This is a genomic window from Xanthomonas sp. 3498 (assembly GCF_014199795.1).
In the GTDB taxonomy this organism is placed as follows: Bacteria; Pseudomonadota; Gammaproteobacteria; order Xanthomonadales; family Xanthomonadaceae; genus Xanthomonas_A; species Xanthomonas_A rydalmerensis.
Genome location: NZ_JACHOH010000002.1, coordinates 807,078 through 832,127 on the forward strand (window position 1 = coordinate 807,078; position 25,050 = coordinate 832,127).

At 67.8% G+C, this 25,050-nt stretch carries 25 protein-coding genes; all 25 read left to right on the top strand.

The window, feature by feature from the left end; genetic code table 11:
- Positions 1-152 precede the first annotated feature (152 nt).
- The 25 genes from flgB (at position 153) to GGR66_RS08730 (ending at position 25,041) form a co-directional block, all read left to right on the top strand.
- The gene (gene flgB, locus GGR66_RS08610; protein ID WP_160967491.1) at positions 153-551 is read left to right on the top strand and encodes a flagellar basal body rod protein FlgB; all 399 of its coding nucleotides are present in this window, start codon (positions 153-155) and stop codon (positions 549-551) included.
- A gap of 2 nt (positions 552-553) precedes the next feature.
- Positions 554-961, top strand: coding sequence for a flagellar basal body rod protein FlgC (gene flgC, locus GGR66_RS08615; RefSeq protein ID WP_160967493.1), 408 nt, complete (start codon positions 554-556; stop codon positions 959-961).
- A 41-nt stretch (positions 962-1,002) separates the two neighbouring features.
- Complete coding sequence (locus GGR66_RS08620; RefSeq protein ID WP_160967495.1) at positions 1,003-1,680, top strand: flagellar hook capping FlgD N-terminal domain-containing protein; 678 nt, start codon at positions 1,003-1,005, stop codon at positions 1,678-1,680.
- Positions 1,681-1,710: 30 nt separating this feature from the next.
- Positions 1,711-2,934: a flagellar hook protein FlgE gene (flgE, locus tag GGR66_RS08625; protein WP_160967497.1), complete on the top strand. Its 1,224-nt coding sequence runs from the start codon at positions 1,711-1,713 to the stop codon at positions 2,932-2,934.
- 148 nt (positions 2,935-3,082) lie between these two features.
- Positions 3,083-3,838, top strand: a complete 756-nt coding sequence (locus GGR66_RS08630) for a flagellar basal body rod protein FlgF (protein ID WP_160967499.1) — start codon at positions 3,083-3,085, stop codon at positions 3,836-3,838.
- A 102-nt stretch (positions 3,839-3,940) separates the two neighbouring features.
- Positions 3,941-4,726: a flagellar basal-body rod protein FlgG gene (flgG, locus tag GGR66_RS08635; protein WP_160967501.1), complete on the top strand. Its 786-nt coding sequence runs from the start codon at positions 3,941-3,943 to the stop codon at positions 4,724-4,726.
- A 23-nt stretch (positions 4,727-4,749) separates the two neighbouring features.
- On the top strand, positions 4,750-5,451 hold the full coding sequence (gene flgH, locus GGR66_RS08640) for a flagellar basal body L-ring protein FlgH (protein WP_160967503.1): 702 nt from the start codon (positions 4,750-4,752) through the stop codon (positions 5,449-5,451).
- An 8-nt stretch (positions 5,452-5,459) separates the two neighbouring features.
- Positions 5,460-6,578: a flagellar basal body P-ring protein FlgI gene (locus tag GGR66_RS08645; protein ID WP_160967505.1), complete on the top strand. Its 1,119-nt coding sequence runs from the start codon at positions 5,460-5,462 to the stop codon at positions 6,576-6,578.
- A 1-nt stretch (position 6,579) separates the two neighbouring features.
- Complete coding sequence (gene flgJ / locus GGR66_RS08650; protein ID WP_160967507.1) at positions 6,580-7,788, top strand: flagellar assembly peptidoglycan hydrolase FlgJ; 1,209 nt, start codon at positions 6,580-6,582, stop codon at positions 7,786-7,788.
- 11 nt (positions 7,789-7,799) lie between these two features.
- On the top strand, positions 7,800-9,674 hold the full coding sequence (flgK, locus tag GGR66_RS08655; RefSeq protein WP_184447963.1) for a flagellar hook-associated protein FlgK: 1,875 nt from the start codon (positions 7,800-7,802) through the stop codon (positions 9,672-9,674).
- A complete protein-coding gene (gene flgL, locus GGR66_RS08660) occupies positions 9,671-10,876 on the top strand; it encodes a flagellar hook-associated protein FlgL (protein WP_184447964.1) in 1,206 nt (401 codons plus the stop codon). Before flgK ends, flgL begins: the two co-directional genes overlap by 4 nt.
- Positions 10,877-11,212: 336 nt before the next feature.
- Complete coding sequence (locus tag GGR66_RS08665) at positions 11,213-12,400, top strand: flagellin (protein ID WP_160967513.1); 1,188 nt, start codon at positions 11,213-11,215, stop codon at positions 12,398-12,400.
- Between the two features lie 716 nt (positions 12,401-13,116).
- Positions 13,117-14,304: a flagellin gene (locus tag GGR66_RS08670; RefSeq protein WP_160967514.1), complete on the top strand. Its 1,188-nt coding sequence runs from the start codon at positions 13,117-13,119 to the stop codon at positions 14,302-14,304.
- A gap of 199 nt (positions 14,305-14,503) precedes the next feature.
- On the top strand, positions 14,504-15,826 hold the full coding sequence (gene fliD, locus GGR66_RS08675; RefSeq protein ID WP_160967516.1) for a flagellar filament capping protein FliD: 1,323 nt from the start codon (positions 14,504-14,506) through the stop codon (positions 15,824-15,826).
- A 149-nt stretch (positions 15,827-15,975) separates the two neighbouring features.
- The gene (gene fliS, locus GGR66_RS08680) at positions 15,976-16,395 is read left to right on the top strand and encodes a flagellar export chaperone FliS (protein ID WP_010341674.1); all 420 of its coding nucleotides are present in this window, start codon (positions 15,976-15,978) and stop codon (positions 16,393-16,395) included.
- Positions 16,392-16,691: a hypothetical protein gene (locus tag GGR66_RS08685; RefSeq protein ID WP_160967518.1), complete on the top strand. Its 300-nt coding sequence runs from the start codon at positions 16,392-16,394 to the stop codon at positions 16,689-16,691. The genes fliS and GGR66_RS08685 overlap by 4 nt, the downstream gene beginning before the upstream one ends.
- The gene (locus GGR66_RS08690) at positions 16,688-17,266 is read left to right on the top strand and encodes a PilZ domain-containing protein (RefSeq protein ID WP_160967520.1); all 579 of its coding nucleotides are present in this window, start codon (positions 16,688-16,690) and stop codon (positions 17,264-17,266) included. The genes GGR66_RS08685 and GGR66_RS08690 overlap by 4 nt, the downstream gene beginning before the upstream one ends.
- Before the next feature lie 90 nt (positions 17,267-17,356).
- Positions 17,357-17,989, top strand: coding sequence for a response regulator transcription factor (locus GGR66_RS08695; protein ID WP_160967522.1), 633 nt, complete (start codon positions 17,357-17,359; stop codon positions 17,987-17,989).
- A gap of 268 nt (positions 17,990-18,257) precedes the next feature.
- Positions 18,258-19,661, top strand: a complete 1,404-nt coding sequence (rpoN, locus tag GGR66_RS08700; RefSeq protein WP_184447965.1) for an RNA polymerase factor sigma-54 — start codon at positions 18,258-18,260, stop codon at positions 19,659-19,661.
- A gap of 15 nt (positions 19,662-19,676) precedes the next feature.
- Positions 19,677-20,060, top strand: coding sequence for a response regulator transcription factor (locus tag GGR66_RS08705; RefSeq protein ID WP_048489825.1), 384 nt, complete (start codon positions 19,677-19,679; stop codon positions 20,058-20,060).
- Positions 20,057-21,544, top strand: coding sequence for a sigma-54 dependent transcriptional regulator (locus GGR66_RS08710; protein WP_160967526.1), 1,488 nt, complete (start codon positions 20,057-20,059; stop codon positions 21,542-21,544). The genes GGR66_RS08705 and GGR66_RS08710 overlap by 4 nt, the downstream gene beginning before the upstream one ends.
- A 291-nt stretch (positions 21,545-21,835) precedes the next feature.
- The gene (locus GGR66_RS08715; protein WP_184447966.1) at positions 21,836-23,014 is read left to right on the top strand and encodes a DegT/DnrJ/EryC1/StrS family aminotransferase; all 1,179 of its coding nucleotides are present in this window, start codon (positions 21,836-21,838) and stop codon (positions 23,012-23,014) included.
- Positions 23,011-23,235 (top strand): acyl carrier protein, encoded by a 225-nt coding sequence (locus tag GGR66_RS08720; protein ID WP_019801391.1) that lies wholly within the window; start codon positions 23,011-23,013, stop codon positions 23,233-23,235. Before GGR66_RS08715 ends, GGR66_RS08720 begins: the two co-directional genes overlap by 4 nt.
- A gap of 1 nt (position 23,236) precedes the next feature.
- Positions 23,237-24,277, top strand: a complete 1,041-nt coding sequence (locus tag GGR66_RS08725) for a ketoacyl-ACP synthase III (RefSeq protein WP_184447967.1) — start codon at positions 23,237-23,239, stop codon at positions 24,275-24,277.
- Between the two features lie 2 nt (positions 24,278-24,279).
- Positions 24,280-25,041 (top strand): SDR family oxidoreductase, encoded by a 762-nt coding sequence (locus tag GGR66_RS08730; RefSeq protein WP_184447968.1) that lies wholly within the window; start codon positions 24,280-24,282, stop codon positions 25,039-25,041.
- The last annotated feature ends 9 nt before the right edge of the window (positions 25,042-25,050 follow it).

Here is a 25,050-nt window from a genome sequence, read left to right on the forward strand (position 1 = left end):
CGGGCGCCGCGCCGCGCGGCCTGCCTGACGGCATATTAAAGACAGCGGACGCTTCCGGCGTCCCGCGGCCGAACCCTGATCGCACGGGCCCGGCACCCGACTTTGGCACGGGCCTTGCCTGTGGTTACGGCAACGAACCGCGGGATCGTGCCATGTCCAATCCGATCACAGCCTACTTCGGCGTCCATGGCGACGCCCTGCCGCTGCGCGAGCAGCGCATGAAGCTGATCGCCAGCAACCTCAGCAACGTCGACACGCCCGGGTACAAGGCCCAGGACCTGGATTTCGACGCGGCGATGCGTGCCGCACAGGGACAACGCGAAGGCACCCAGCTCGCGGTCGACGACAGCCGCCATATCGCCGTCGGCGGCGACGGCCTGAACCCGTTCCAGGTCACCCGCTTCGCCAGCCAGCCGAGCCTGGACGGCAACACCGTCGATCCGGATGCCGAACGCGCCGCCTACGGCCGCGCCGCGCTGGAGTACCGCGCCTCGCTGAGCTTCATCGAATCCAAGGTGCGCAACATGCTCACCGCGATCACGGGCCAATAAGCATGAGCAACCTGCCGATCTTCGACGTCGCCGGCTCCGCGCTCAAGGCGCAGTCGGTGCGCATGAGCACCATCGCCAGCAACCTGTCCAACGCCGATTCGGTGGCCGGTTCGGCGGAAGCGGCCTACAAGCCGATCGAGCCGATCTTCCAGGCGGTGCGCAACCCGCACGACAGCAGCCTGACCTCGGTCAACGTCAAGGAAATCGCCCAGACCAACGCGCCGCCGATCAAGCGCTACGAACCCGGCCATCCGCTCGCCGATTCCGAGGGCTACATCTATTCGCCCGATGTGGACCCGGTCTCGCAGATGGTCAACCTGATCTCCGCCTCGCGCAATTACCAGGCCGGCGTGGAGGTTCTCAACACTGCCAAGGAACTGGCGCTGGCCACTCTGACCATGGGCCGCTGAGCCGCCCTCCTTCCGCCGTCTCACGTTCCAGGACCGCCTCCATGACCAGCGTCACCAGTTCCACCGACACCACCTATTCCAGTCTTGGCCTGAGCGCCTCGAGCAATACCAGCACCACCAGCGGCAAGGCGCTGCAGCAGGCCGACTTCCTGAAGCTGATGACCGAACAGCTGCAGCACCAGGATCCGCTCAAGCCGATGGACAACAGCCAGATGGTCGCGCAGATGGCGCAGCTGTCCACCGTGCAGGGCATCGGCGACCTCAACAAGACCGTGACCGCGCTGTCCTCGTCGATGAGCACCGACCAGGTATTGCGCGGCGCCAACCTGATCGGCCACAAGGTGCTGGTGCCGTCGGCCTCGCTGCCGCTGGGCGCCGAAGGCAGCACCGGCGGCCTGGTGGCGGCCAAGGACGCAGGCGTGGTCGACGTCACCGTCAGCGATGCCAACGGCCAGCCGATCAAGAAGATCAGCCTGACCGCCGACAAGGCCGGCCAGCTCGATTTCGCCTGGGACGGCACCGACGCCAGCGGCAAGCGCATGCCGGCCGGCAGCTACAGCATCACCGCCGGGCAGACCGACGCCAAGGGCAACCAGCTCTCCCTGTCCACCTACGTCCAGGCGCCGGTCGAGAGCGCCATCATCGGATCGGACGGCATCTATCTCGATCTGACCGGGCTCGGCACCACGCCGCTGACCAACGTTCTCCGCGTCAGCTAACGCCACGCCGACCATCCACAGGAGTCCACCATGGGTTTCAATACATCGCTGTCAGGCCTCAGGGCGGCCAATACCGACCTCAACGTCACCGCCAACAACATCGCCAACGCCAACACCACCGGTTTCAAGGGCTCGCGCGCCGAGTTCGCCGACCAGTTCACGCTCAACGGCTACGGCCTGGCGCGCAACGCGGTGGGTTCGGGCGTGCGCGTCAGCAACGTCGCCCAGCAGTTCTCGCAGGGCACCATCGATCCGACCGGGCGCAGCCTGGACCTGGCCATCTCCGGTTCCGGCTTCTTCACCCTGTCCAACAACGGTGCCCGCGTGTACTCGCGTGCCGGCAACTTCCAGACCGACGCCAACGGCTACGTGGTCAATCCGCAGGGCGGCCGCCTGCAGGTGTTCCCGCCGGCCAGCAACGGCAACGGCTTCGCCGCCGGCACCCTGACCGACCTGCAGCTGCTGACCACCGACAGCCCGCCCAAGCAGACCAGTACGGTCAACCTGACCTTCACCCTGCCCGGCAACACCCAGCCGCCGACGGTGGCCACGTTCGATCCGAACGACGCCAACAGCTACAACAACTCCAGCGGCGGCACCACGGTGTACGACTCGCTGGGCGTGGCCCACGTGCAGACCTCGTACTTCGTCAAGACCTCCACGCCCAACCAGTGGACCGTCTACAACTACGTGGACGGCGTCGCCGCCGGCGGTGCCAGCACGCTGCAGTTCTCCAACAGCGGCGCGCTGGTCAGCCCGCCTGACGGCAAGATCGCGCTGGGCACCTTCACCCCCAGCACCGGTGCCGGCACCCTGTCGCTGAACCTGAATGTGTTCGGGTCGACCCAGTACGGCGAGGCCTTCGCCCTGCGCGGTTCGACCCAGGACGGCTACGCCAGCGGCAAGCTCAACTCGATCAGCATCGACGAGAAAGGCATCGTCTACGCGCGCTACTCCAACAACGCCGACAAGGCGCTGGGCCAGATCGCGGTGACCAACTTCGTCAATCCGCAGGGCCTGAGTTCGCTCGGCGACAACGCCTGGGCGGAAAGCTCGGCCTCGGGCCTGGCCCGGACCGGCTCACCGGCGACCTCGGACTTCGGCAGCGTGCAGTCCGGCGCGCTGGAATCCTCGACCGTCGACCTGACCGAGCAGCTGGTCAACATGATCGTGGCCCAGCGCAACTTCCAGGCCAACTCGCAGGTGATCTCGACCCAGGATCAGGTCACGCAGACGATCATCAATATGCGTTAAGGCCGGGATTGGTGATTCGGGATTGGTGATTCGTCACCGCTGGCGTCCCGTCGACCGGGCGCCAGCTTGAGCCACCACTTCCGATCGTCTGCGGTACTTCCGCTTCTTCGAATCCCGAATCCCTTCTCCCGAATCACGGCCCACACCCATGGACAAAGCCCTCTACGTCGCCATGACCGGCGCCCGCGCCTCGCTGCAGGCGCAGGCCACCGTGTCGCACAACCTGGCCAATGTCGAGACCTCCGGGTTCAAGGCGGCGTTGGCCAACACCGAGGCGTATCGGATTCCTGGCGCCGGTTATCCGTCGCGTATCGATGCGCTGCACATCGACCAGGGCTTCAACCGCGACGTCGGCGCCCAGCACACGACCGGCAATCCGCTGGATGTGTCGCTGGATGCCGATCGCTGGCTGGCGGTGCAGTCGTCCGACGGCAAGGAGGCGTACACGCGCGGCGGCGAATTGGCGCTGACCCCGAATGGCCAGCTGGTCACCGCCAGCGGCCATGCGGTGCTCGACGACCAGGGCAACCCGGTCTCGATTCCACCGCACCAGTCGCTGGAAATCGGCAACGACGGCACGGTGTCGATCGTGCCGCTGGGCGAAGCCCCCACCGCGATGAGCACCATCGCCACGCTGAAGGTGGTACAGGCGCCGCCGGACCAGCTCAGCCGCCGTCCCGACGGCCTGATGCGCAACGTCAGCGACGATCCGGCCAAGGCCTTCGCGCCGGCCACCGGCAACTCGCTGCGCACCGGCATGCTCGAAGGCAGCAACGTCGATGCCGCCGGCGCGCTGGTGCAGATGATCCAGTTGCAGCGCCAGTTCGAAATGCAGGTCAAGGTCATCAAGAACGGCGACGAGAACGCGCAGTCGGCCAACACCCTGCTGCGTCTGAACGGCTAAGGCACGCCGCGGCGCCTCAGGTGCCGGTTTGGCACGGCACGTGCATCACTCCCTGCGCCCCCGGCGCGTCGTGCCGGGGCCACCATCAGAGGAACTCGGGTCATGAATCAGGCTTTGTGGGTCGCCAAGACCGGACTGGATGCGCAGCAGACGCGCATGTCGGTCGTGTCCAACAACCTGGCCAACACCAACACCACCGGTTTCAAGCGCGACCGCGCCAACTTCGAGGACCTGCTGTACCAGCAGGTGCGGCAGCCCGGCGGCGCCAGTTCCTCGCAGACGCAGTTGCCCTCGGGCCTGCAGATCGGTACCGGCGTGCGCGTGGTCGCCACCGCCAAGGATTTCGAGCAGGGCAGCCAGCAGCAGACCGGCCGCGCCCTGGACGTGATGGTCAACGGCCGCGGCTTCTTCGAAGTGCAGATGCCGGACGGCACCACGGCCTACACCCGCGACGGCAGCTTCCAGATCGATGCGCAGGGCCAATTGGTCACCAACAGCGGCTACGCAATCCAGCCGGGTATCCAGATCCCGGAAGGCGCGCAGTCGGTGACCATCGGCAACGACGGCACGGTCAGCGTGCAGGTCGCCGGCACCGCCGCCGCGCTGCAGGTCGGCTCGCTGACCCTGACCGACTTCATCAATCCCTCCGGCCTGCAGGCCAAGGGCCAGAACCTGTACGTGGAAACCGCCGCCTCCGGCCCGGCCACGAACGGCACGCCCGGCCTCAACGGCCTCGGCAACATCGCGCAGGGTGCGCTGGAAGGCAGCAACGTCAACGTGGTGGAAGAGCTGGTGAGCATGATCGAAACCCAGCGCGCCTACGAGATGAACGCCAAGGCCATCTCCACCACCGACTCCATGCTCGGCTATCTGAACAACAACGTCTGATCCCCTCGCCTCCGGAATCCGCCATGTCGCGCCTGTCCTCTCTCTCCTTCTCCGCCGTGCTGCTGCTGCCGGTCCTGCTCGGCGGTTGCGCCGGTCTGGGCGTGGCCGCCGGCGACGTGCGTCCGTACGCGCCGATGGCGCCGATCACGCCGGTGATGGCGCCGCAGGCGCAGCCCACGGCTGGCGCGATCTACGCCGCCGGCCCCGGCCTGCAGCTGTATTCGGACCGTCGCGCCCGCGACGTCGGCGACCTGCTGACCATCACCCTGGTCGAAAGCACCAACGCCAGCAGCACCGCCAACACCAGCATCAGCAAGAAGGATGCGGTGACCATGGCCACGCCGACCCTGCTCGGCGCGCCGCTCACCGTCAACGGCACCAACATCCTCAACAACTCCACCAGCGGCGACCGCAGCTTCGCCGGCAAGGGCAACACCGCGCAGAGCAACACCATGCAGGGCAGCATCACCGTGACCGTGATGCAGCGCCTGCCCAACGGCAACCTGGTGATCCAGGGCCAGAAGAACCTGCGGCTGAACCAGGGCGACGAACTGGTGCAGGTGCAGGGCGTGGTCCGCGCCGCCGACATCGCCCCGGACAACACCATTCCCTCCAGCAAGGTGGCCGAAGCGCGCATCGCCTACGGCGGCCGCGGCGCGGTCGCGCAGTCCAACGCAATGGGCTGGCTGAGCCGCTTCTTCAACTCGCGCATCTCGCCGTACTGAGGCCCGCCATGAATCTCCTGTCCCTGCCCTGCCGCCTGCTCGCCGCCGTCGCCCTGTGCGCGGGCCTGGCCGCGCCGGCCGCGGCCGAACGCATCAAGGACCTGGCCCAGGTCGGCGGCGTGCGCAACAACGCGCTGGTCGGCTACGGTCTGGTGGTCGGCCTGGACGGCAGCGGCGACCGCACCAGCCAGGCGCCCTTCACCGTGCAGAGCCTGAAGAACATGCTCGGCGAGTTGGGCGTCAACGTGCCGTCGAACGTCAACCCGCAGTTGAAGAACGTGGCCGCGGTGGCGATCAGCGCGCAGCTGCCGGCATTCGCCAAGCCGGGCCAGACCATCGACATCACCGTCTCCTCGATCGGCAATGCCATCTCGCTGCGCGGCGGTACCTTGCTGATGGCGCCGCTGAAGGGCGCCGACGGCCAGGTCTACGCGGTCGCGCAGGGCAACCTGGTGGTCGGCGGCTTCGGCGCGCAGGGCAAGGACGGTTCGCGGATCTCGGTGAACGTGCCCAGCGTCGGCCTGATTCCCAACGGCGCGACAGTGGAACGTGCGCTGCCGGACGTGTTCGGCAACACCGGCGAGATCACCCTGAACCTGCATCAGCCCGATTTCACCACCGTCTCGCGCATGGTCTCCGCGCTGGAAAGCACCTTCGGCCCGGGCAGCGCGCACGCGGTGGACGGCTCCACCGTGGCGGTGCGTTCGCCCACCGACCAGAGCGCGCGGATCGGTCTGCTGGCGCGCATCGAGAACGTGGAGCTGTCGCCGGGCGCGGCGGCGGCCAAGGTGGTGGTCAATGCCCGCACCGGCACGGTGGTGATCGGCTCGCAGGTGCGGGTCAGCCCGGCGGCGATCTCGCACGGCTCGCTGACGGTGACCATCAGCGAAGGCACCCAGGTCAGTCAGCCCAATGCCCTGAGCGGCGGCCAGACCGTGGCCACGCCCAAGTCCACCATCACCGCCACCAACGAAGGCAGCCGCATGTTCAAGTTCGAGGGCGGCACCTCGCTGGATCAGATCGTCCGGGCGGTCAACGAGGTCGGCGCCGCACCTGGCGACCTGATCGCGATTCTGGAAGCGCTCAAGCAGGCTGGTGCCCTGAGCGCGGAGCTGGAGGTGATCTGACATGCGTATCTCGGCCGCTCCCTTCGACCTGCACGCCTCTACCCAAAACGATCCGGCCAAGATCGAGAAGGTCTCGCGCCAGCTCGAAGGGCAGTTCGCCAACATGCTGGTCAAGAGCATGCGCGACGCAAGCTTCGGCAACTCGCTGTTCCCGGGCGAGAACCAGACCTTCCGCGACATGTACGACCAGCAACTGGCCAAGGGCCTGACCGACGGCAAGGGGCTGGGCCTGGCCGCGATGATCTCCAAGCAGTTGGGCGGCGGGCAGTCGGCCGCGGCCACGCCCACCAATACCTCGCTGGACGCGGCCAAGGCGGCCAAGGCCTATTCGCTGGTATCCGGCCAGTCCGGCAACGGCCCGATGCCGCTGCAGGGCGACGCCGCGCTTGCCGCCGGTGCCACGGCCGGCGCCGGCGTTGGCCCGTGGAGCGGCGCCGAGGCGACCGCCTCCCCGCAGCAGCAGGTGCTGGACATGATTGCCGGCCGCGAGAGCAGCGCGATGCACCAGGCCATCGGCAGCAGCCCGGCCGACGGCAGCGCCGGGATGTCCTGGGCCGGCGCCGACGACCGCTGGTCGAACGTGCAGGCCACCGCCGACAGCGGCAACGCCATCGATCCCAGCGCCGCCGCGGCGGCCAATGCCGCCGCGGCCAGCCTCGGCGAGCGCACCCCGGAAGGCTTCGTCGCCAAGATCTGGAACCATGCGCAGAAGGCCGCGCAGGAACTGGGCGTGGACGCGCGTGCCCTGGTCGCGCAGGCCGCGCTGGAAACCGGCTGGGGCCGCCGCGGCATTTCCCGCGGCGACGGCGCCAGTTCCAACAACCTGTTCGGGATCAAGGCCACCGGCTGGAACGGCGACCGCGTGACCACCGGCACCCACGAGTACGTGGACGGGGTCAAGCAGTCGCAGACCGCCGATTTCCGTGCCTATTCCTCGCCGGCGGAAAGCTTCGCCGACTATGTGCGCCTGCTGAAGACCAATCCGCGCTATCAGCAGGCGCTGAAGGCCGGCACCGACATCCGCGGCTTCGCCCAGGGCCTGCAGCGCGCCGGCTACGCCACCGATCCGGCCTATGCGGCCAAGATCGCCGCCATCGCCGGCGGCCCGACCATCGGTCGCGCGGTCGCCGCGATCGGCAGCGCCGCCGCCGGCGGCATCGAGCGCGTGCTGGCCAGCACCGTCGATTCGTCCGGCCTCGTGCGCCGCTGAGGTAGCCGCCCATGTCCATTCTCTCCACCGGTACCGGCGCCCTGCTCGCCTTCCAGCGGGCGCTGTCCACGGTCAGCCACAACGTCGCCAACATCAATACCGACGGCTACAGCCGGCAGCGGACGACGTTCGCGACCACGGTCCCCAGCCAGTACGGCAGCGAGTTCATCGGCAACGGCACCCAGATCACCGACGTCTCCCGCGTCGCCGACCAGCTGGCGATCTCGCGGCTGTTCGACAGCACCGGCGAAGTGGCCCGGCTGAAGCAGCTGTCCAGCCTGTCCAGCCGCGTGGACGGGCTGTTCTCGGACAAGGCGACCAGCATCGCCGGGCAGTGGTCGAACTTCTTCGACGCCACCAGCGGCCTGTCCTCCAACGCCTCGGCCAGCGCCAACCGGCAGAACCTGCTGGACGCCGGCAATTCGCTGGTGACCCGCTTCAAGCAGCTCAACGGCCAGCTCGATTCGCTCGGCAGCGAGGTCAACAACGGCCTGCTGGCCGGCACCGCCGAGGCCAACCGCCTCGCCACCGAGATCGCCAAGCTCAACGGCCAGATCGGCTCCAACGCCAATGCCGCCGCGCCGGACCTGCTCGATCGCCGCGACCAGATGATCAGCCAGCTCATCGGCTACACCGGCGGCAGCGTCATCCAGCAGGACGGCGGGATGATGAACGTCTACACCTCCGGCGGCCAAGCGATGGTGGTCGGCACCAATGCGTCGACGCTGGTCACCAGTCCCGACCCCTACCAGCCGGAAAAGCTGCAGATCGCGCTGAAGACGCCGGGCGGCTCGACGCCGCTTACCAGCAAGGCGCTGGGGGGGCAGCTCGGCGGTTTCCTGGAGTTCCGCAGCAACGTCCTGGATCCGACCAAGGCCGAACTTGGGCGTATCGCCACCGGCGTGGCCAGCAGCTACAACCAGCAGCACCATGCCGGCATGGATCTGTACGGGCAGCTGGGCGGCGATTTCTTCAACCTGCCGGCGCCGAGCGTGGACGGCAACAGCGCCAACACTGGCACCGCGGCGTTCACCGCCAACGTCAGCGACCTGAGCAAGCTCGACGGGCAGAACCTGCTGCTGACCTACAACGGCACCGCCTGGAGCGCCAGCCGCAGCGACACCGGCGCCAGCGTCCCGATGAGCGGTTCGGGCACCAGTGCCGATCCGTTCGTGGTCAACGGCGTGTCCCTGCAGGTGTCCGGCACCGCCGCCAGCGGCGACAAGTTCCTGCTGCAACCCACGGCCAACGCCATCAGCAAACTGTCCGTGGCCATCACCGACCCCTCGCGCATCGCCGCGGCGACGCCGATCCAGGCCAGCGCCACGCTGAGCAACCTGGGCACCGGCAAGGTCAGTGGGGTCACCGCAACCGACGCCAGCAACGCCAACCTGCTGACGCCGGCAAGCATCGCCTTCATCGATTCCACGCACTACTCGATCAACGGCGGCGCACCGCAGACCTACACGGCCGGTCAGACCATCAACGCCAATGGCTGGAGCCTGACCATGGACGGCATGCCGTCGGCCGGCGACAGCTTCGCGGTGGGCCCGACCGGCGTCGGCTCGAGCAACAACGGCAACGCCCTGCTGCTGTCCAATCTCGACGACTCCAAGGCCTTCAACGGCGGCACCATCACCCTCAACGGCGCGGTGGCCGGCCTGACCACCACGGTCGGCTCGGCGGCGCGCCAGGCCAAGTACGCCGCCGACGCGCAGGACGTGATCCAGAGCAGCGCCCAGGATGCGCGCGACTCGCTATCCGGCGTCAACCTCGACGAGGAAGCGGCGGACATGCTGCGGCTGCAGCAGGCCTATCAGGCGGCCTCGCGCCTGATCTCCACCGCCGACACCCTGTTCCAGTCCATCCTGAGCGCGGTCCGATGAGCAATCGCATCTCCAGCGGCATGATCTTCAATCAGTCGCTCAACACCATGCTCGGCAAGCAGGCGACGATCTCGCACCTGCAGCAGCAGCTCTCCACCGGCCAGCGCATCGTCAGCGCGGCCGACGACCCGGTCGCCGCGGGCACCGCGGTCAGCCTGGATCGCACGGTGGCCGCGCTGGCCCGCTTCGGCGACAACGCCAACAACGTGCAGAACCGGCTCAACCTGCAGGAGAACTCGCTGTCGCAGGCCGGGGACCTGATGGCCCGGGTCAAGGATCTGACGGTGGAAGCCAATAGTTCGGCGCTGACCACCCCCGACCGCAAGGCCATCGCCGCGGAACTGAAGACCCTGCACGACAGCCTGCTCAGCCTGTCCAACAGCACCGACGGCTCCGGCCGCTACCTGTTCGGCGGCACCGCCGACGACGCCGCACCCTTCGCCGTGGTCTCCGGCAACGTGGTCTACAGCGGCAACCAGACCCAGCGCAGCGTGGAGGTGGCCCCGGATACCAAGGTCTCCGACACCCTGCCCGGCAGCGAGATCTTCATGCGCGTACCGACCGGCGACGGCACCGTGGACGCGCACGCGGCCGCCGCCAACACCGGTACCGGCCTGTTGCTGGACTTCAGCCGCGACGGCTCAAGCGCGACCGCCTGGAACGGCGGCAGCTACAACGTCGTGTTCACCGCCGCCACCACCTACGAGGTGCGCGACAGCAGCGGCACCGTGATCAACACCGGCACTTATGCCGCCGGCGAGAGCATCGGCCTGCCCGGCCTGAAGATGCGCGTGGACGGCGCCCCCGCCGCCGGCGACAGCTTCCAGATCGGGCCATCGACCACCAAGGACGTGTTCTCCACGATCAGCAACCTGGTCGACCTGCTCAACACCGATCCCATCACCCCCACCGCCAAGGCCGCACTGCAGAACGGCCTGCAATCGTCGATGCGCGACATCACCCAGGCCTCGTCGAAGATGATCGACGCGCGCGCCGCCGGCGGCGCTCAGCTCGCGGCGATCGATAACGCCACCGACCTGCGCGCCGCCAACGACGTGACCCTGAAGACCACCCTGTCCTCGCTGCGCGACCTCGACTACGCGCAAGCGATTTCTCAATACCAGCTGGAACAGTCGGCGCTGAAAGCGGCACAGACCATCTTTACCCAGATGCAGAAGATGTCGCTGTTCGACAGGCTCTGATCGTCAAGCGATAAACCGGATATACCGAAAGGCCCGGAGCGCGGCGACGCCTCCGGGCCTTTCGCGTTATACAAAAGACCGCCATCGCCGACTGCGCGGTAGACAAGGCGAAAGAAGCCCTAAAGTTTGCCGGATCGCGGTCGAATCAGCCTCTTCGCCGTGGCCCGGGTCTTTTGCGCATTGTCGGAACGGCAAATTTTCTGCAGTAAACCGCTAAAGGTTGCGCACCTGTCGCCGTTACTTATATCACCAGCCGCACCGGCCAATTGATGGCCCCCTGCGGAGACTCCAGGCACCAACCGGTTGCCGGACAAATCGCTAAGAGGAGATATCAAAATGGCACAGGTCATCAATACCAACGTAATGTCGCTGAACGCTCAGCGCAACCTCAACACCACCAGCACCAGCCTGGCGACGACGATCCAGCGCCTGTCTTCCGGCCTGCGCATCAACAGCGCCAAGGACGACGCGGCCGGCCTGGCGATCTCCGAGCGCTTCACCACCCAGATCCGCGGTCTGGACGTGGCCTCGCGCAACGCCAACGACGGCATCTCGCTGGCGCAGACCGCCGAAGGCGCGATGGTCGAAATCGGCAACAACCTGCAGCGTATCCGCGAACTGTCGGTGCAGTCGGCCAACGCCACCAACTCCAGCACCGACCGCGGTGCGCTGAACTCGGAAGTCAAGCAGCTGACCGCGGAAATCGACCGCGTCTCCAAGCAGACCAACTTCAACGGCACCAAGCTGCTGGACGGTTCGTTCTCCGGCGCGCTGTTCCAGGTCGGCGCCGACGCCGGCCAGACCATCGGCATCAACACCATCGTCAACGCCAGCGCCGCCTCGCTGGGCAAGGCCGGCTTCGCCGCCACCCAGACCGGTTCGGCCGCCCTGGCCTCCGGCACCGCGACCGCCAGCGGCAGCTTCTCCGGCATGGTCGTCAACGGCGTCACCATCGCCTCGGTCTCGGTGGCCGCCGGCGATGCCGGTGCCGACGTGGCCAAGAAGATCGCCTCGGCGATCAACGACCAGCTGGCGCAGACCGGCGTGTACGCCTCGATCGACCCGACCAGCAGCGCGCTGAAGCTGGAATCGGTCAAGGGCGGCCAGGACTTCTCGTTCACCGCCGGCTCGGCCACCGGTGCCACCGGCATCACCTTCAGCAACGCCGGCATCGCCGCCAGCGCCACTGCCACCGCCGGTACCACCAACTACCTGCAGGACCTGGATATCTCCACCTTCCAGGGCGCGCAGAAGGCGCTGAGCATCGTCGACAACGCGCTGACCGCGGTGAACTCCTCGCGTGCCGACATGGGTGCGATCCAGAACCGCTTCACCTCCACCATCGCCAACCTGAGCTCCACCTCGGAGAACCTGTCGGCCTCGCGCAGCCGCATCCGCGATACCGACTACGCCAAGGAAACCGCCGAGCTGACCCGTACGCAGATCCTGCAGCAGGCCGGCACCGCGATGCTGGCCCAGGCCAAGCAGGCGCCGCAGAGCGTACTGAGCCTGCTCCAGGGCTAAACGCGGCACGCCGCAACGTGACACCGGGCCCCTCCGCAAGGAGGGGCCTTTTTTATTCGGTTCCGACGCGGCGGGAGTGCATGTCGGACAACACGGCGTCACCGCCGTTACTCGATGCTGCGTTGAACCCGCATATGCCGCACCCGCGGTTGGCGTGCCCGACCTACGGCCCGCTGGCTGGAGCGGCTGGACGGTCTCGGCCGGCATTGCCAGGTCATGCGGCCGTTGGAGGATGGCGTGAGCAAGGCGGTACGCAAGGCCCCCGGTGCACGCTGCCATTGCCACTGGAGCGACCGAAGATGGCCAGCGCCATCGACTTCCTAACGCGCAGGAACCCGGTCTCGGACCGGCGGACTGGAGTGCGGACAGGGGTCAGGCGTTAGCGGTGGACGCGGCCGCATGTTGGCGAGGTGATCCAGCATCTTCTATGGCGCCCGCGATGGCATCGACGTCTTCCGCATCGATCCACGCCGCCGTGTCCCGGACTTGCATGCTGGACCTAAAGTTTGCCAAAGCGCGGCCGAAACAAGCTCTTCGCCGCGTTTTGGGTGGGTTGCAAATCATCGCGCCGCCATATTTTTGCGCAGCAAATCACTAAAGGTTGCGGGCTTGCCGCCGTTACTTGTATCAGCAGCGGCACTGGCCAATTGATGGCCCCCTGCGGAGACTCCAGGCAACAAAAGTTGCCGGACAAATCGCTTACAGGAGATATCAACGTGGCACAGGTCATCAATACCAACGTAATGTCGCTGAACGCTCAGCGCAACCTCAACACCACCAGCGCCAGCCTGGCGACGACGATCCAGCGTCTGTCCTCGGGCCTGCGCATCAACAGCGCCAAGGACGATGCGGCCGGCCTGGCGATCTCCGAGCGCTTCACCACCCAGATCCGTGGTCTGGACGTGGCCTCGCGCAACGCCAACGACGGCATCTCGCTGGCGCAGACCGCCGAAGGCGCGATGGTCGAAATCGGCAACAACCTGCAGCGTATCCGCGAACTGTCGGTGCAGTCGGCCAACGCCACCAACTCCACCACCGACCGTGGTGCGCTGAACTCGGAAGTCAAGCAGCTGACCGCGGAAATCGACCGCGTCTCCAAGCAGACCAACTTCAACGGCACCAAGCTGCTGGACGGTTCGTTCTCCGGCGCGCTGTTCCAGGTCGGCGCCGACGCCGGCCAGACCATCGGCATCAACAGCATCGTCAACGCCAGCGCCTCGGCCCTGGGCAAGGCCGGCTTCGCCGCCACGCAGACCGGCTCGGCCGCCCTGGCCTCCGGCACCGCGACCGCCAGCGGCAGCTTCTCCGGCATGGTCGTCAACGGCGTCACCATCGCCTCGGTCTCGGTGGCCGCCGGCGATGCCGGTGCCGACGTGGCCAAGAAGATCGCCTCGGCGATCAACGACCAGCTGGCGCAGACCGGCGTGTACGCCTCGATCGACCCGACCAGCAGCGCGCTGAAGCTGGAATCGGTCAAGGGCGGCCAGGACTTCTCGTTCACCGCCGGCTCGGCCACCGGCGCCACCGGCATCACCTTCAGCAACGCCGGCATCGCCGCCAGCGCCACCGCCACCGCCGGCACCACCAACTACCTGCAGGACCTGGATATCTCCACCTTCCAGGGCGCGCAGAAGGCGCTGAGCATCGTCGACAACGCGCTGACCGCGGTGAACTCCTCGCGTGCCGACATGGGTGCGATCCAGAACCGCTTCACCTCCACCATCGCCAACCTGAGCTCCACCTCGGAGAACCTGTCGGCCTCGCGCAGCCGCATCCGCGATACCGACTACGCCAAGGAAACCGCCGAGCTGACCCGCACGCAGATCCTGCAGCAGGCCGGCACCGCGATGCTGGCCCAGGCCAAGCAGGCGCCGCAGAGCGTGCTGAGCCTGCTCCAGGGCTAAGCGCGACGCGCCGCAACGTGACACCGGGCCCCTCCGCAAGGAGGGGCCTTTTTTTTGACGCTGACACTGCGGCACAGGATTTGCATCGCAACGGAGAACCGCCGCGACGCGCGGGCGGCGCTCAAGAACCGCCCCCGCACGCCGATACTCCCCTCAGCCGCTGGCGCGCCGCGCGCCGGCCACCTCAAGGAACGCGATCATGTCCACCACGGGAATCGGCTCAGGCCTGGACATTCCGACCTTCGTCGCCAAGCTGGTATCGAAGGAACGCCAACCGCAGGAAGACCGGATCAACCGCGACGGCACCGCCTCCACCGCGCAGCTGTCGTCGTTGAGCACGATCAAGAGCGCGCTGTCCAACCTGCAGACGGCGATGAGTACCGTCTCCGACAGCGCCGACAAGGGCGCCTTCAAGGCGAACATCGACGACGGTGCGGGCTATACCGCCACGGTCACCTCGAGCGCCAGCGCCGGCAGGTACGGCATCGAGGTCGTGAAGCTGGCGCAGTCGCAGAAGCTGACCTCGTCGGCCTACGCCAGCGGCGCCGTCGTCGGTGGCGGCACCCTGACGATCGCTTACGGCAGCACCACGCTCAACGTCAACGTCGATGCAGGCAGCAAGCTCAGCGACGTGGCCGCCTTCATCAACAAGGCCGCCAACGGCGCCGGCGTGACCGCCAGCGTGGTCACCGCCGACGATGGCGACCACCTGGTGCTCAACGCGGTCAACTCCGGCACCAAGGGCGCGCTGACCATCACCACCTCCGGCGGCGACGGCGGCCTGGCCAAGCTCACCTACCCGCCTGGCAGCAGTGGCGGCCTGACCCAGACCATCGCTGCGGACGACGCGGTGGTGAAGGTGGACGGCTTCCAGCGTACGTCCAGCAGCAACACCATCGCCGACATCGTCCCCGGGGTCGCCATCAATCTGACCAAGGCGGTTGCCGGCACCACCTACAATCTGAACATCACCAGCGACACCAGCCCGCTGAAAGCGAACCTGACCGCGCTGGTCAGCGCCTACAACTCGGCCAACAGCGTCCTGAAGTCCTCCAGCGCCTACGACGCCACCAACAAGAAGGCCTCGCCGATGACCGGCGATGCGATGGTGCGCGGCCTGCAGCAGTCGCTGCGGCGGCTGGTCAGCGACAACGTCAGCGGGTTGATGGCGCTGGGCGTCACCATCGACAAGGACGGGGTGATGAGCATGGATAGCAGCAAGTTCGATACCGCCGTGGCCGCCGATCCCTCGGCGGCCAAGACCATGCTCGGCAGCGCCGGCAACTTCGGCGCCGGCATGAGCACGCTGCTGAAGAGCAACCTGGACACCACCAACGGTACGCTGACCCAGCGGACCGACGCGCTCAACAAGCACATTTCCGACCTGACCGACCAGCTCAACGATCTGGACGCGCGCATGCAGACGCTGACCGACCAGTACACCGCGCGCTTCACGGCGATGGAAACGCTGGTGACGCAGATGCAGGGCGTGAGCGATAGCCTCACCAAGCAGTTCAGCTGACGCGCACACGGCCGCCGCTCAAGTCCAAGTGCGTCGTGGCCGATATGAAGAGTATCGACAGTCATTGCGGATTGGCCGCAACCACCGCCCCGGCACCCTTGCCGGAGAGCACGGCGGCCCGCGCTGCCAATCCACCGAGGGAGTTTTCCATGTACGGTTCCAGCCGCCAGTACGCTGAGCAATATCGCAAGATGGGCATTTCCACCAGCGTCACGGATGCCGACCCGCACAAGTTGGTCGCCATGCTGTTCGCCGGTGCCTGCCAGCGCATCCGCCAGGCCCAGGCCTGCCTTGCGCAGGGCGACCAGGCGCGCAAGGGCAAGGCGATCGGCGAAGCCTGCGCCATCGTCGGCCATCTCAATGGCTCGCTCGACCACGAGGCCGGCGGCGAGATCGCCGGCAATCTGTCGGCGCTCTACGACTACGTCATGCACCGGCTGACCGAAGCCAACCTGCACAACGACGACGCTGCGCTGACCGAAGCGCTGGAACTGCTCAGCGAGATCGACGCGGCCTGGGCCGCCATCCCCGCGCAGCAGCGCGAACTGGCCACGGCGAACGCATCGTGAGTATCCAACTCGCCGACCTGCACAACGACCTGCACGAGTTGCGCGAGGTCCTGCGTGGCGACGACTACGCACTGGCCCAGGCCATGATCGCCGATCACGAGCGGCGCCTGCAGGCGTATCTGCAGCAGGACGATGCCGACCGCTCGCGCGAGGCGTTGAAGCCGTTGCTCGCCCTGCAGCAGGCGGTGACCGCGCAGATGCGCATGGAGCGCGACCATGCCGCGGCCTGGCTGCGCACCAGCCGCCAGTCCACTCACGCCGCGCGGCTGTATTCGCAGGCCGGACTGCTGGGATGAACACCGGCTCGGACGGCGCCGCGCACCACCCGGCCGACGCCGAACTGTTTCACGACACCCTCAGCTGCGAACTGGCGCTGCCGGCGGATTTCCGCCTGGGCAACGGCGCCGGCCGGCTCGCCGCCGGCGAGGCGCTGTTGCGTAGCCTGGCGCAGATCGAGGATCTGCGTGGCGAGGACGGCAGCGACGATCGCAGCGAGGCCACCGCGCAGACCCAGCGGATGGAGGCCAAGCTCGACCTGATGCTTGTCCTGCTGGGCCGGCTGGCCCGCCAGCATGAAGACGCCCTGCCGCTGCGGCCGCTGTGCTGGTCGCGGCGCGGCGTGCGACTTGAGCTCGGTGCGCGCTCCGGCGCTGCCGCCGGCGCCGCCGGCCTGCTGCGCCTGCAACCCTCGGACTGGCTGCCGGACCACCTGGAATTGCCGGTGCGGGTGCTGGCCGAGGCCACCACCGCCGGCGTCGTGCAACTTTGGCTACGGTTCGAGACACAGCCGCCTGGCCTGGAAGAGGCCCTGGAACGCCACCTGTTCCGGCTGCACCGCCGGCAAATCGCCGACAGCCGCCGGGCGCGTTGAGCCGGCACCTCGGTCCGCCAGCGTGGCGCCGAGGTTGGCGGCGGCGAGCGGCTCGGCTAAGGTGCCGATCTGAATAGAAGGACCTGCACCGTGCGAGTCATCATCGTCGACGATCACACCTTGGTACGCGCCGGCCTGAGCCGGCTGCTGCAGACGTTTGCGGACGTCGACGTGGTCGCCGAGGCCAGCAACGCGCAGCAGGCGGTGGACCTGGCCACCCTGCACCGCCCCGACCTGGTGCTGATGGACCTGTCCCTGCCCGGGCGCAGCGGCCTGGACGCACTCACCGACGTGCTGCACAGCTCGCCCAAGACCCGGGTGGTGATGATGTCGATGCACGACGACCCGGTGCACGTGCGCGATGCGCTGGACCGTGGCGCCACCGGCTTCGTGGTCAAGGACGCCGCCCCGCTGGAGCTGGAGTTGGCGCTACGTGCGGCCAGCGCCAACCAGGTGTTCCTGAGCCCGCAGATCTCCTCCAAGATGATCGCGCCGATGCTCGGCCGCGAGCGCCCGGTGGGCGTCGCCGCCCTGTCGCCGCGGCAACGCGAGATCCTGCGTCAGATCGGCCGGGGCCAGAGCAACAAGGAAATCGCCTCGGATCTGGGCATCAGCGTCAAGACGGTGGAGACCCACCGCGCGCGCATGATGGAATCGCTGGGTTGTCGGCGCGCCAACGATCTGGTCCTGCTGGCTGCGCGCCATCAGAGCGAACTGAGCTGAACTGGGGACGACATCCCGACACGGAACATTGGCATGGCGTTTGCCTTAACCGGTCAGCAGGCTGCGACGATCCAGCCGAGGCCCGCCAGATAAGGCATTACGCCGTCGACTGTCCGGCGCCCAGGACCCGAATGTCGGGAAATTCCTGACACCCTGTCGGGAATTTTACTACCCTACTCAGGAACCCCCCGATTCTGTTACCGTCGGGCGACAAGCAGTATGCGTTCCACGGGCGCCAGAGGGTTGGCGCCAAACCGAGGAAGTCCGCATGAAGCCGACCGTTTCCGCCCAACTGGGCCAGCAACTGCATCTGACCCCGCAACTGCTGCAGTCGATCCGACTGCTGCAGCTCGACGGCATGCAACTGGAACTGGAAATCCGCCGCGCGCTGGAGACCAATCCGCTGCTCGAACTGGAAGAGTCAGAGGGCGTGATCGAGCCGGTGGTCAAGCACGAGGATGCGGGGCTGGAAACCGCAGCGTTCGACGAACTGCCCGAATCCTCGATGTGGGACATCCCGGCCGCCGGCTGGAACGACGGCGAAGACGATCGCATGCAACGCATCGCCGCCGGCGAGTCCAGCGACCCGCACCTGCGCGTGCTGCAGCGGCTGGCCCTGGAACTGCCGGCGCTGGAACTGGAAGCGGCCGCGTTCTGGCTGGAACACTGCGACGATGCCGGCTACCTGGACGGCGCGCTCGAGACCCTGCAGCAGCTGGCCAGCGCACGCCTGGGCCTGACCGTGGCGCAGGCCGAAGCGGTGCGCCAGCGCCTGCTGCACGGCGACCCGGCCGGCCTGTGCGCCTGCGACCTGCGCGAGTGCCTGCAGGCGCAGCTGAGCGACCTGCCCGGCCGCGTGCCCGGCCGCCACCTGGCCGCGCGCATTCTCGAAGGCGACCTCAACCTGCTCGCCAGCCACGACTACGCCCTGCTCGGGCGCCAGCTCGATGCCGAGACCGACGACGTGCGCGAGGCGGTGCGGCTGATCCTGTCGCTGCAGCCGCGGCCCGGCGACAGCCTGCAGCCGCAGGACGCCGGCCATGTGCTCCCGGACGTGGTCGCCTGGCATGCCGACGGCACCTGGCGGGTGGCGCTGAACCCGGCCACCACCCACCGCGTCACCGTCAACCCGATGCACGAACGCGCCCTGGCCGAGGCCGGCGACGCCGCGCAGCCGCTGCGCGAGATGCTGCAGGAGGCGCGATGGCTGACCCGCGGCCTGTCGATGCGCTACGAGACCCTGTTGCGCACCACCCGCGCCATCGTCGAGCGCCAGTCGGCGTTCCTGGTCAAGGGCGAGGAAGCGATGGCGCCGCTGACCCTGAAGGAAGTGGCCGAGGCGATCGGCATGCACGAATCGACCATCTCGCGCATCACCACCGGCAAGTACCTGCAGACTCCGCGCGGCACCTTCGAGCTGAAGCATTTCTTCGCCGTGCGCCTGGAAGGCGCCGCGGTCTCCGGGCAGGCGGTGCGCGCCATGGTCCGGCGCCTGATCGAATCCGAGCCGGCTGGGCGGCCGCTGGCCGACGAGGCCATCGCCGGGCTGCTGTCGCGACAGGGCGTAAACGTGGCAAGGCGCACTGTCGCCAAGTATCGTGAACAATTGGACATCGCTCCCGCACGCGAACGCCGCCGCGGCAGCAAACCGCTGCTGGCCCGTGTGGGCTAAGGAAAAACGACGCATATGAACAAATTGTCCGTGCTTCTGGTCGACGACCACGAAGGTTTCATCAACGCCGCCATGCGCCACTTCCGCAAGCTCGAGTGGATGGAAGTGATCGGCAGCGCCGCCAATGGCCTGGAAGCCATCGAGCGGTCCGAGTCGTTGCGCCCGCAGGTGGTGTTGATGGACCTGGCCATGCCCGAGATGGGCGGCCTGCAGGCCACGCGCCTGATCAAGACCCAGGACCAGGCGCCGTACATCGTGATCGCCAGCCATTTCGACGACGCCGAGCACCGCGAACACGCCATGCGCGCCGGCGCCGACAACTTCGTCAGCAAGCTGTCCTACATCCAGGAAGTGATGCCGATCCTGGAGGGACTTCGCACCGAGGGAGTGCCGGCATGAGCGAATCGCGGATCCTGGTGATCGATGACGATGCGGTGCGCGCCGAGCGGACCGTCAGCCTGCTCGAATTCATGGACCTCAACCCGCGCTGGGTCACCGACGTGGCCGACGTCCAGCCCGGCCGTCACCGGCAGACCGAATGGATGGCGATCCTGGTCGGCGGGCTCGACGACCAGGAGCAGGCCGATGCCTTCTTCGGCTGGGTGGCGCGCAGTTCGCTGCCGCCGCCGGTGCTGCTGCTCAACGGCGACGCGCAGGCCTTCGCCCAGCGCCATGGCCTGCACGAGGCCAACGTGTGGCAACTGGAAGCCCCGCTGCGCCACGCGCAACTGGAAACCTTGCTGCGCCGCGCCAGCCTCAAGCGGCTGGACGCCGAACACCAGGCCGGTGCCGCGCAGGACAACGGCCCGACCGGCACCAGCGCGGCGGTGACCCGCCTGCGCCGGCTGATCGATCAGGTTGCCGCGTTCGACACCACCGTGCTGGTGCTGGGCGAATCCGGCACCGGCAAGGAAGTGGTGGCGCGCGCGATCCATCAGCAATCGCCGCGCCGCGACGGCCCGTTCGTGGCGATCAACTGCGGCGCGATCCCGCCGGACCTGCTCGAAAGCGAACTGTTCGGCCATGAGAAAGGCTCGTTCACCGGCGCGCTGAGCGCACGCAAGGGCCGCTTCGAGATGGCCGAGGGCGGCACGCTGCTGCTCGACGAAATCGGCGACATGAGCCTGCCGATGCAGGTCAAGCTGCTGCGCGTGCTGCAGGAGCGCAGCTTCGAGCGGGTCGGCGGCAACGTTACCATCCGCTGCAACGTGCGGGTGATCGCGGCGACCCACCGCAACCTCGAAGAGCGCATCGCCGGCAACCAGTTCCGCGAGGACCTGTTCTACCGGCTCAACGTGTTCCCGATCGAGATGCCGGCGCTGCGCGAACGCAGCGACGACCTGCCGGCGCTGGTGCACACCATCGCCGCGCAACTGGCGCGGACCGGGCGCGGTGAAGTGCGCTTCTCCGAGGAGGCCTTGCAGGCGCTGCGCAGCTACGAGTGGCCGGGCAACGTGCGCGAGCTGACCAACCTGGTCGAACGCCTGGCGGTGCTGCATCCGGGCGGACTGGTGCGGGTGCAGGACCTGCCGGCACGCTACCGTGGCGACTTCGCCTCGTCCATCGACGTGTCGGCACCACCGGCGCCCGTCGTCGCCGATCCGCGGCGGGTCCCGAACGTGGTGGACCTGCACGCCGGCGGCAAGCCGGGCGGCGCGGATGCCGATACGCCGGCTGCGGCCGCGGCGACACTGCCGGAAAGCGGCCTGGACCTGCGCGGGCACATGGCCAACATCGAACTGGCGCTGATCAACGAGGCGTTGGAGCGCACCCAGGGCGTGGTCGCACATGCGGCGCAGCTGCTGGGCCTGCGGCGCACCACCTTGGTCGAGAAGCTGCGCAAGTACGGCATCGACCGCGACCAGACCGAACTGGCCAGTTGAGCCGGCGCACGGCGCCGGGTGCGGCCGCACCCGGCGCGCCCGCCGCCAGCGCGGCGCACTCCCTTCCCCTTTCATCGTTTCCCCGCGGCGGCACGACCGGCGCAACGTGGGCGTCGACGTGCGCATCGCGCGGTCACGGCTAGCCACGCGGCGCTTTGCCTTGCCATCGCCGCATCCCGGTCGGCATGACGGGAGTAGACAGCCTCTTTGGCATGTGGCTTGCTTCACGTTTCACAGCACCGGGCGGCGCGTTCCGCACCGGGGACTTTCACCCGTCGCCAGGCAGGTCCCATGTCCATTCCCGTCACCAGTCCGCTGCTGCCGCCCCTGGAGGCGTTCGTCCCGTACCTGGAGCAGATCTGGCGCAGCCGCATCCTGACCAACGGCGGCGACATGCACCGTGCGCTGGAGAAGGCGCTGGCCGAGTACCTGGGGGTGAACCACCTGGCGCTGCTGACCAACGGCACCCTGGCGCTGCTGACCGCGCTGCAGGCGCTGCGCATCACCGGCGAGGTCATCACCACGCCGTACTCGTTCGTCGCCACCGCGCATTCGCTGCTGTGGCGCGGCATCAAGCCGGTGTTCGTGGACATCGATCCGCTGAGCATGAACCTGGATCCGCTCAAGATTGAAGCGGCGATCACCCCGCACACCACCGCGATCATGCCGGTGCACTGCTACGGCACCCCCTGCGACACCGCGGCGATCGAGCGCATCGCCGACACCTACAACCTCAAGGTCATCTACGACGCCGCGCACGCGTTCGGGGTCAAGGACGAGGGCGGCTCGATCCTGCGCCACGGCGACCTCAGCGTGCTCAGCTTCCACGCCACCAAGGTGTTCAACACCTTCGAGGGCGGCGCCATCGTCTGCCCGGACGCCAAGACCTACCAGCGCATTAGCCGCCTGAAGAACTTCGGCTTCGTCGACGAGACCACGGTGGTGGCGACCGGCATCAACGGCAAGATGAGCGAGATCAACGCCGCGTTCGGGCTGCTGCAACTCCAGCACATCGATGACGCGCTGGCGCAGCGTGGGGCGATCGACGCGCAGTACCGGCAACGCCTGGCGCAGGTGCCGGGGATCCGTTGCCTGGCGCCGCGGTCGCCGGGGTTGTCCAACTACGCCTCGTTCCCGATCCTGGTCGAGGACGCCTTCCCGCTGGCGCGCGATGAACTGCACCGGCTGCTGCGCAGCCACGACATCCTGGTGCGCCGCTACTTCTACCCGCTGATCAGCGATTTCCCGATGTACCGCGGCCTGCCCTCGTCCGCCCCGGCCGGCCTGCCGGTGGCCCGGCAGATGGCCGATCGCGTGCTGTGCCTGCCGATCTTCCCTGGACTGGCGGCCGACCAGGTGGACGCCATCGTCGACCTGATCGCCGCTGCCGGCGGCGTCATGTCCGGATCCGATTCCTCCAGCACCCTCGCTCCTCCCTCCTTCGCCCAACCCGTGGAACCAGCAACATGAGCCAAGAGACGTTTATCGAGAATTTCCTGTCGGCCACGGATTTCCAGAATCCGGTCGAGGTGACCATGGACACGGTGCTGCGCGAACTGCCCGAGTGGGATTCACTGGCCGCGCTGGGCGTGATCGTGATGTTCGACATGGAGTACGGCAAGACCATCACCGGCGAGCACCTGGCCGCCGTGGTCACCCTGGGCGACCTCTACAAGCTGACCGGGGCGTAACATGCCGACCTCCACGCTGCGCAACGTACGCTTTGCCGGCATGGCGACCTGCGTGCCCAGGCGCGTCGTCTCCAACCTCACCGATTGCCGGCCGCAGATCCGCTCCGAGCGCGAGCGGCTGGTGCGCAACATCGGCATCCATACCCGGCGCATGGCCGCGGACTGGCAGTGCTTTTCCGACCTGGCCTTCGACGCGGCGCAGGTGCTGCTGGAGCGCCTGCAATGGCAGCGCGAGGAGGTCGATGCATTGATCGTGGTCACCCAGTCGCCGGACTACCCGATCCCGGCGACCGCGATCATCCTGCAGGACCGCCTCGGGCTGTCGCACGCCACGGTGGCCTTCGACGTCAACCTGGGCTGCTCGGCCTACCCGTTCGGCATCAACCTGCTCGGCTCGATGATCGCCGCCGGCGGCGTCAAGAAGGGCCTGCTGCTGGTGGGCGACCGCAGCGCCACCTTCGACGACCCGATCTTCTCCGATTCCGGCACCGCCACCGCGCTGGAATTCAGCGCCGACGCCGCGCCGATGCACTTCGACCTCAACAGCGACGGCAGCGGCTACCGCGCGATCATCCTGCCGGTCGGCGGCCACCGCGAACCGGTCGGGGTGCAGCACCTGATCCCCTACCGCGCCGACGAGAAAGACCACTGGCACCGCGGCGTGGACCTGCAACTGGACGGTGTGGCGGTGCTGAGCTTCTCCACCCAGCGGGTGCCGCCGGCGGTGCAGAAGCTGCTCGACTACAGCGGCGTGTCCAAGGACGAGATCGACTACTTCGTGTTCCACCAGGCCAACCGGATGATCAACGAGACCATCCGCAAGAAGCTCGGCCTGCCGCCGGAAAAGGTGCCCTCCACCCTGCACGATTTCGGCAACACCAGCGGCGCCTCGCTACCGGTCACCATGACCGCGCGGATCAACAAGCAACTGGAAGAAGGCCGCAAGCGCGTGCTGCTGTGCGGCTTCGGCATCGGTCTGTCCTGGGGCACCTGCCTGGTCGACATCGACGGCGCGGTGTTCCCCGACCTGATCGAGTCCTGACGATGGCGTTCTCTGCAACGACCGATGCCTTCGGGCTGCAGGGCAAGACCATCCTGGTGACCGGTGCCTCCTCGGGCATTGGTGCGGCCGTGGCCGCGCTGTGCGCGCGCCTGGGCGCGACGCTGGTGCTCAACGGGCGCGATGCGGAACGCTTGCAGGCGGTCGCCGAAACGCTCCCTGGCGAAGGCCACCGCAGCGTCATCGGCGACCTTACCGAAGAAGCAACCCGCACGGCCCTACTCGAGGCGGCCGAGCGCTACCACGGCCTGGCCTCGTGCGCCGGCATCGCCGCGCTGGTGCCGTTCCGGATGGCCGCCGAGAAGCACCTGCAGCAGATGCTGTCGGTGAACTACCTGGCACCGGTCATCCTCACCCAGCAGTTGCTGGCCAAGCGCCGGCTGCACGAGGGCGCCTCGCTGGTCTACGTCTCGGCGCTGACCGCGCGCGCCGCGCCGCAGGCCAGCGCCGGCTACGCCGGGTCCAAGGCGGCACTGGAGGCCGCGGTGCGCTCCTTCGCGCTGGAACAGGCCCGGCACCGTATCCGCGCCAATTGCATCGCCCCCGGCTACGTCGACACGCCGATGCTGAGTAGGCTGGGCAGCACCGCGGACATGGACGACAAGATCGCCCTGACCCCGCTGGGCCGCATCGACCCGGCCGATGTCGCCAATGGCGCCGCCTACCTGCTGTCCGACGCGAGCCGCTGGATCACCCGCAGCACCCTGACCATCGACGGTGGGCTCTCCCTGCCGATCCGCCTATGAGCCTGGAGA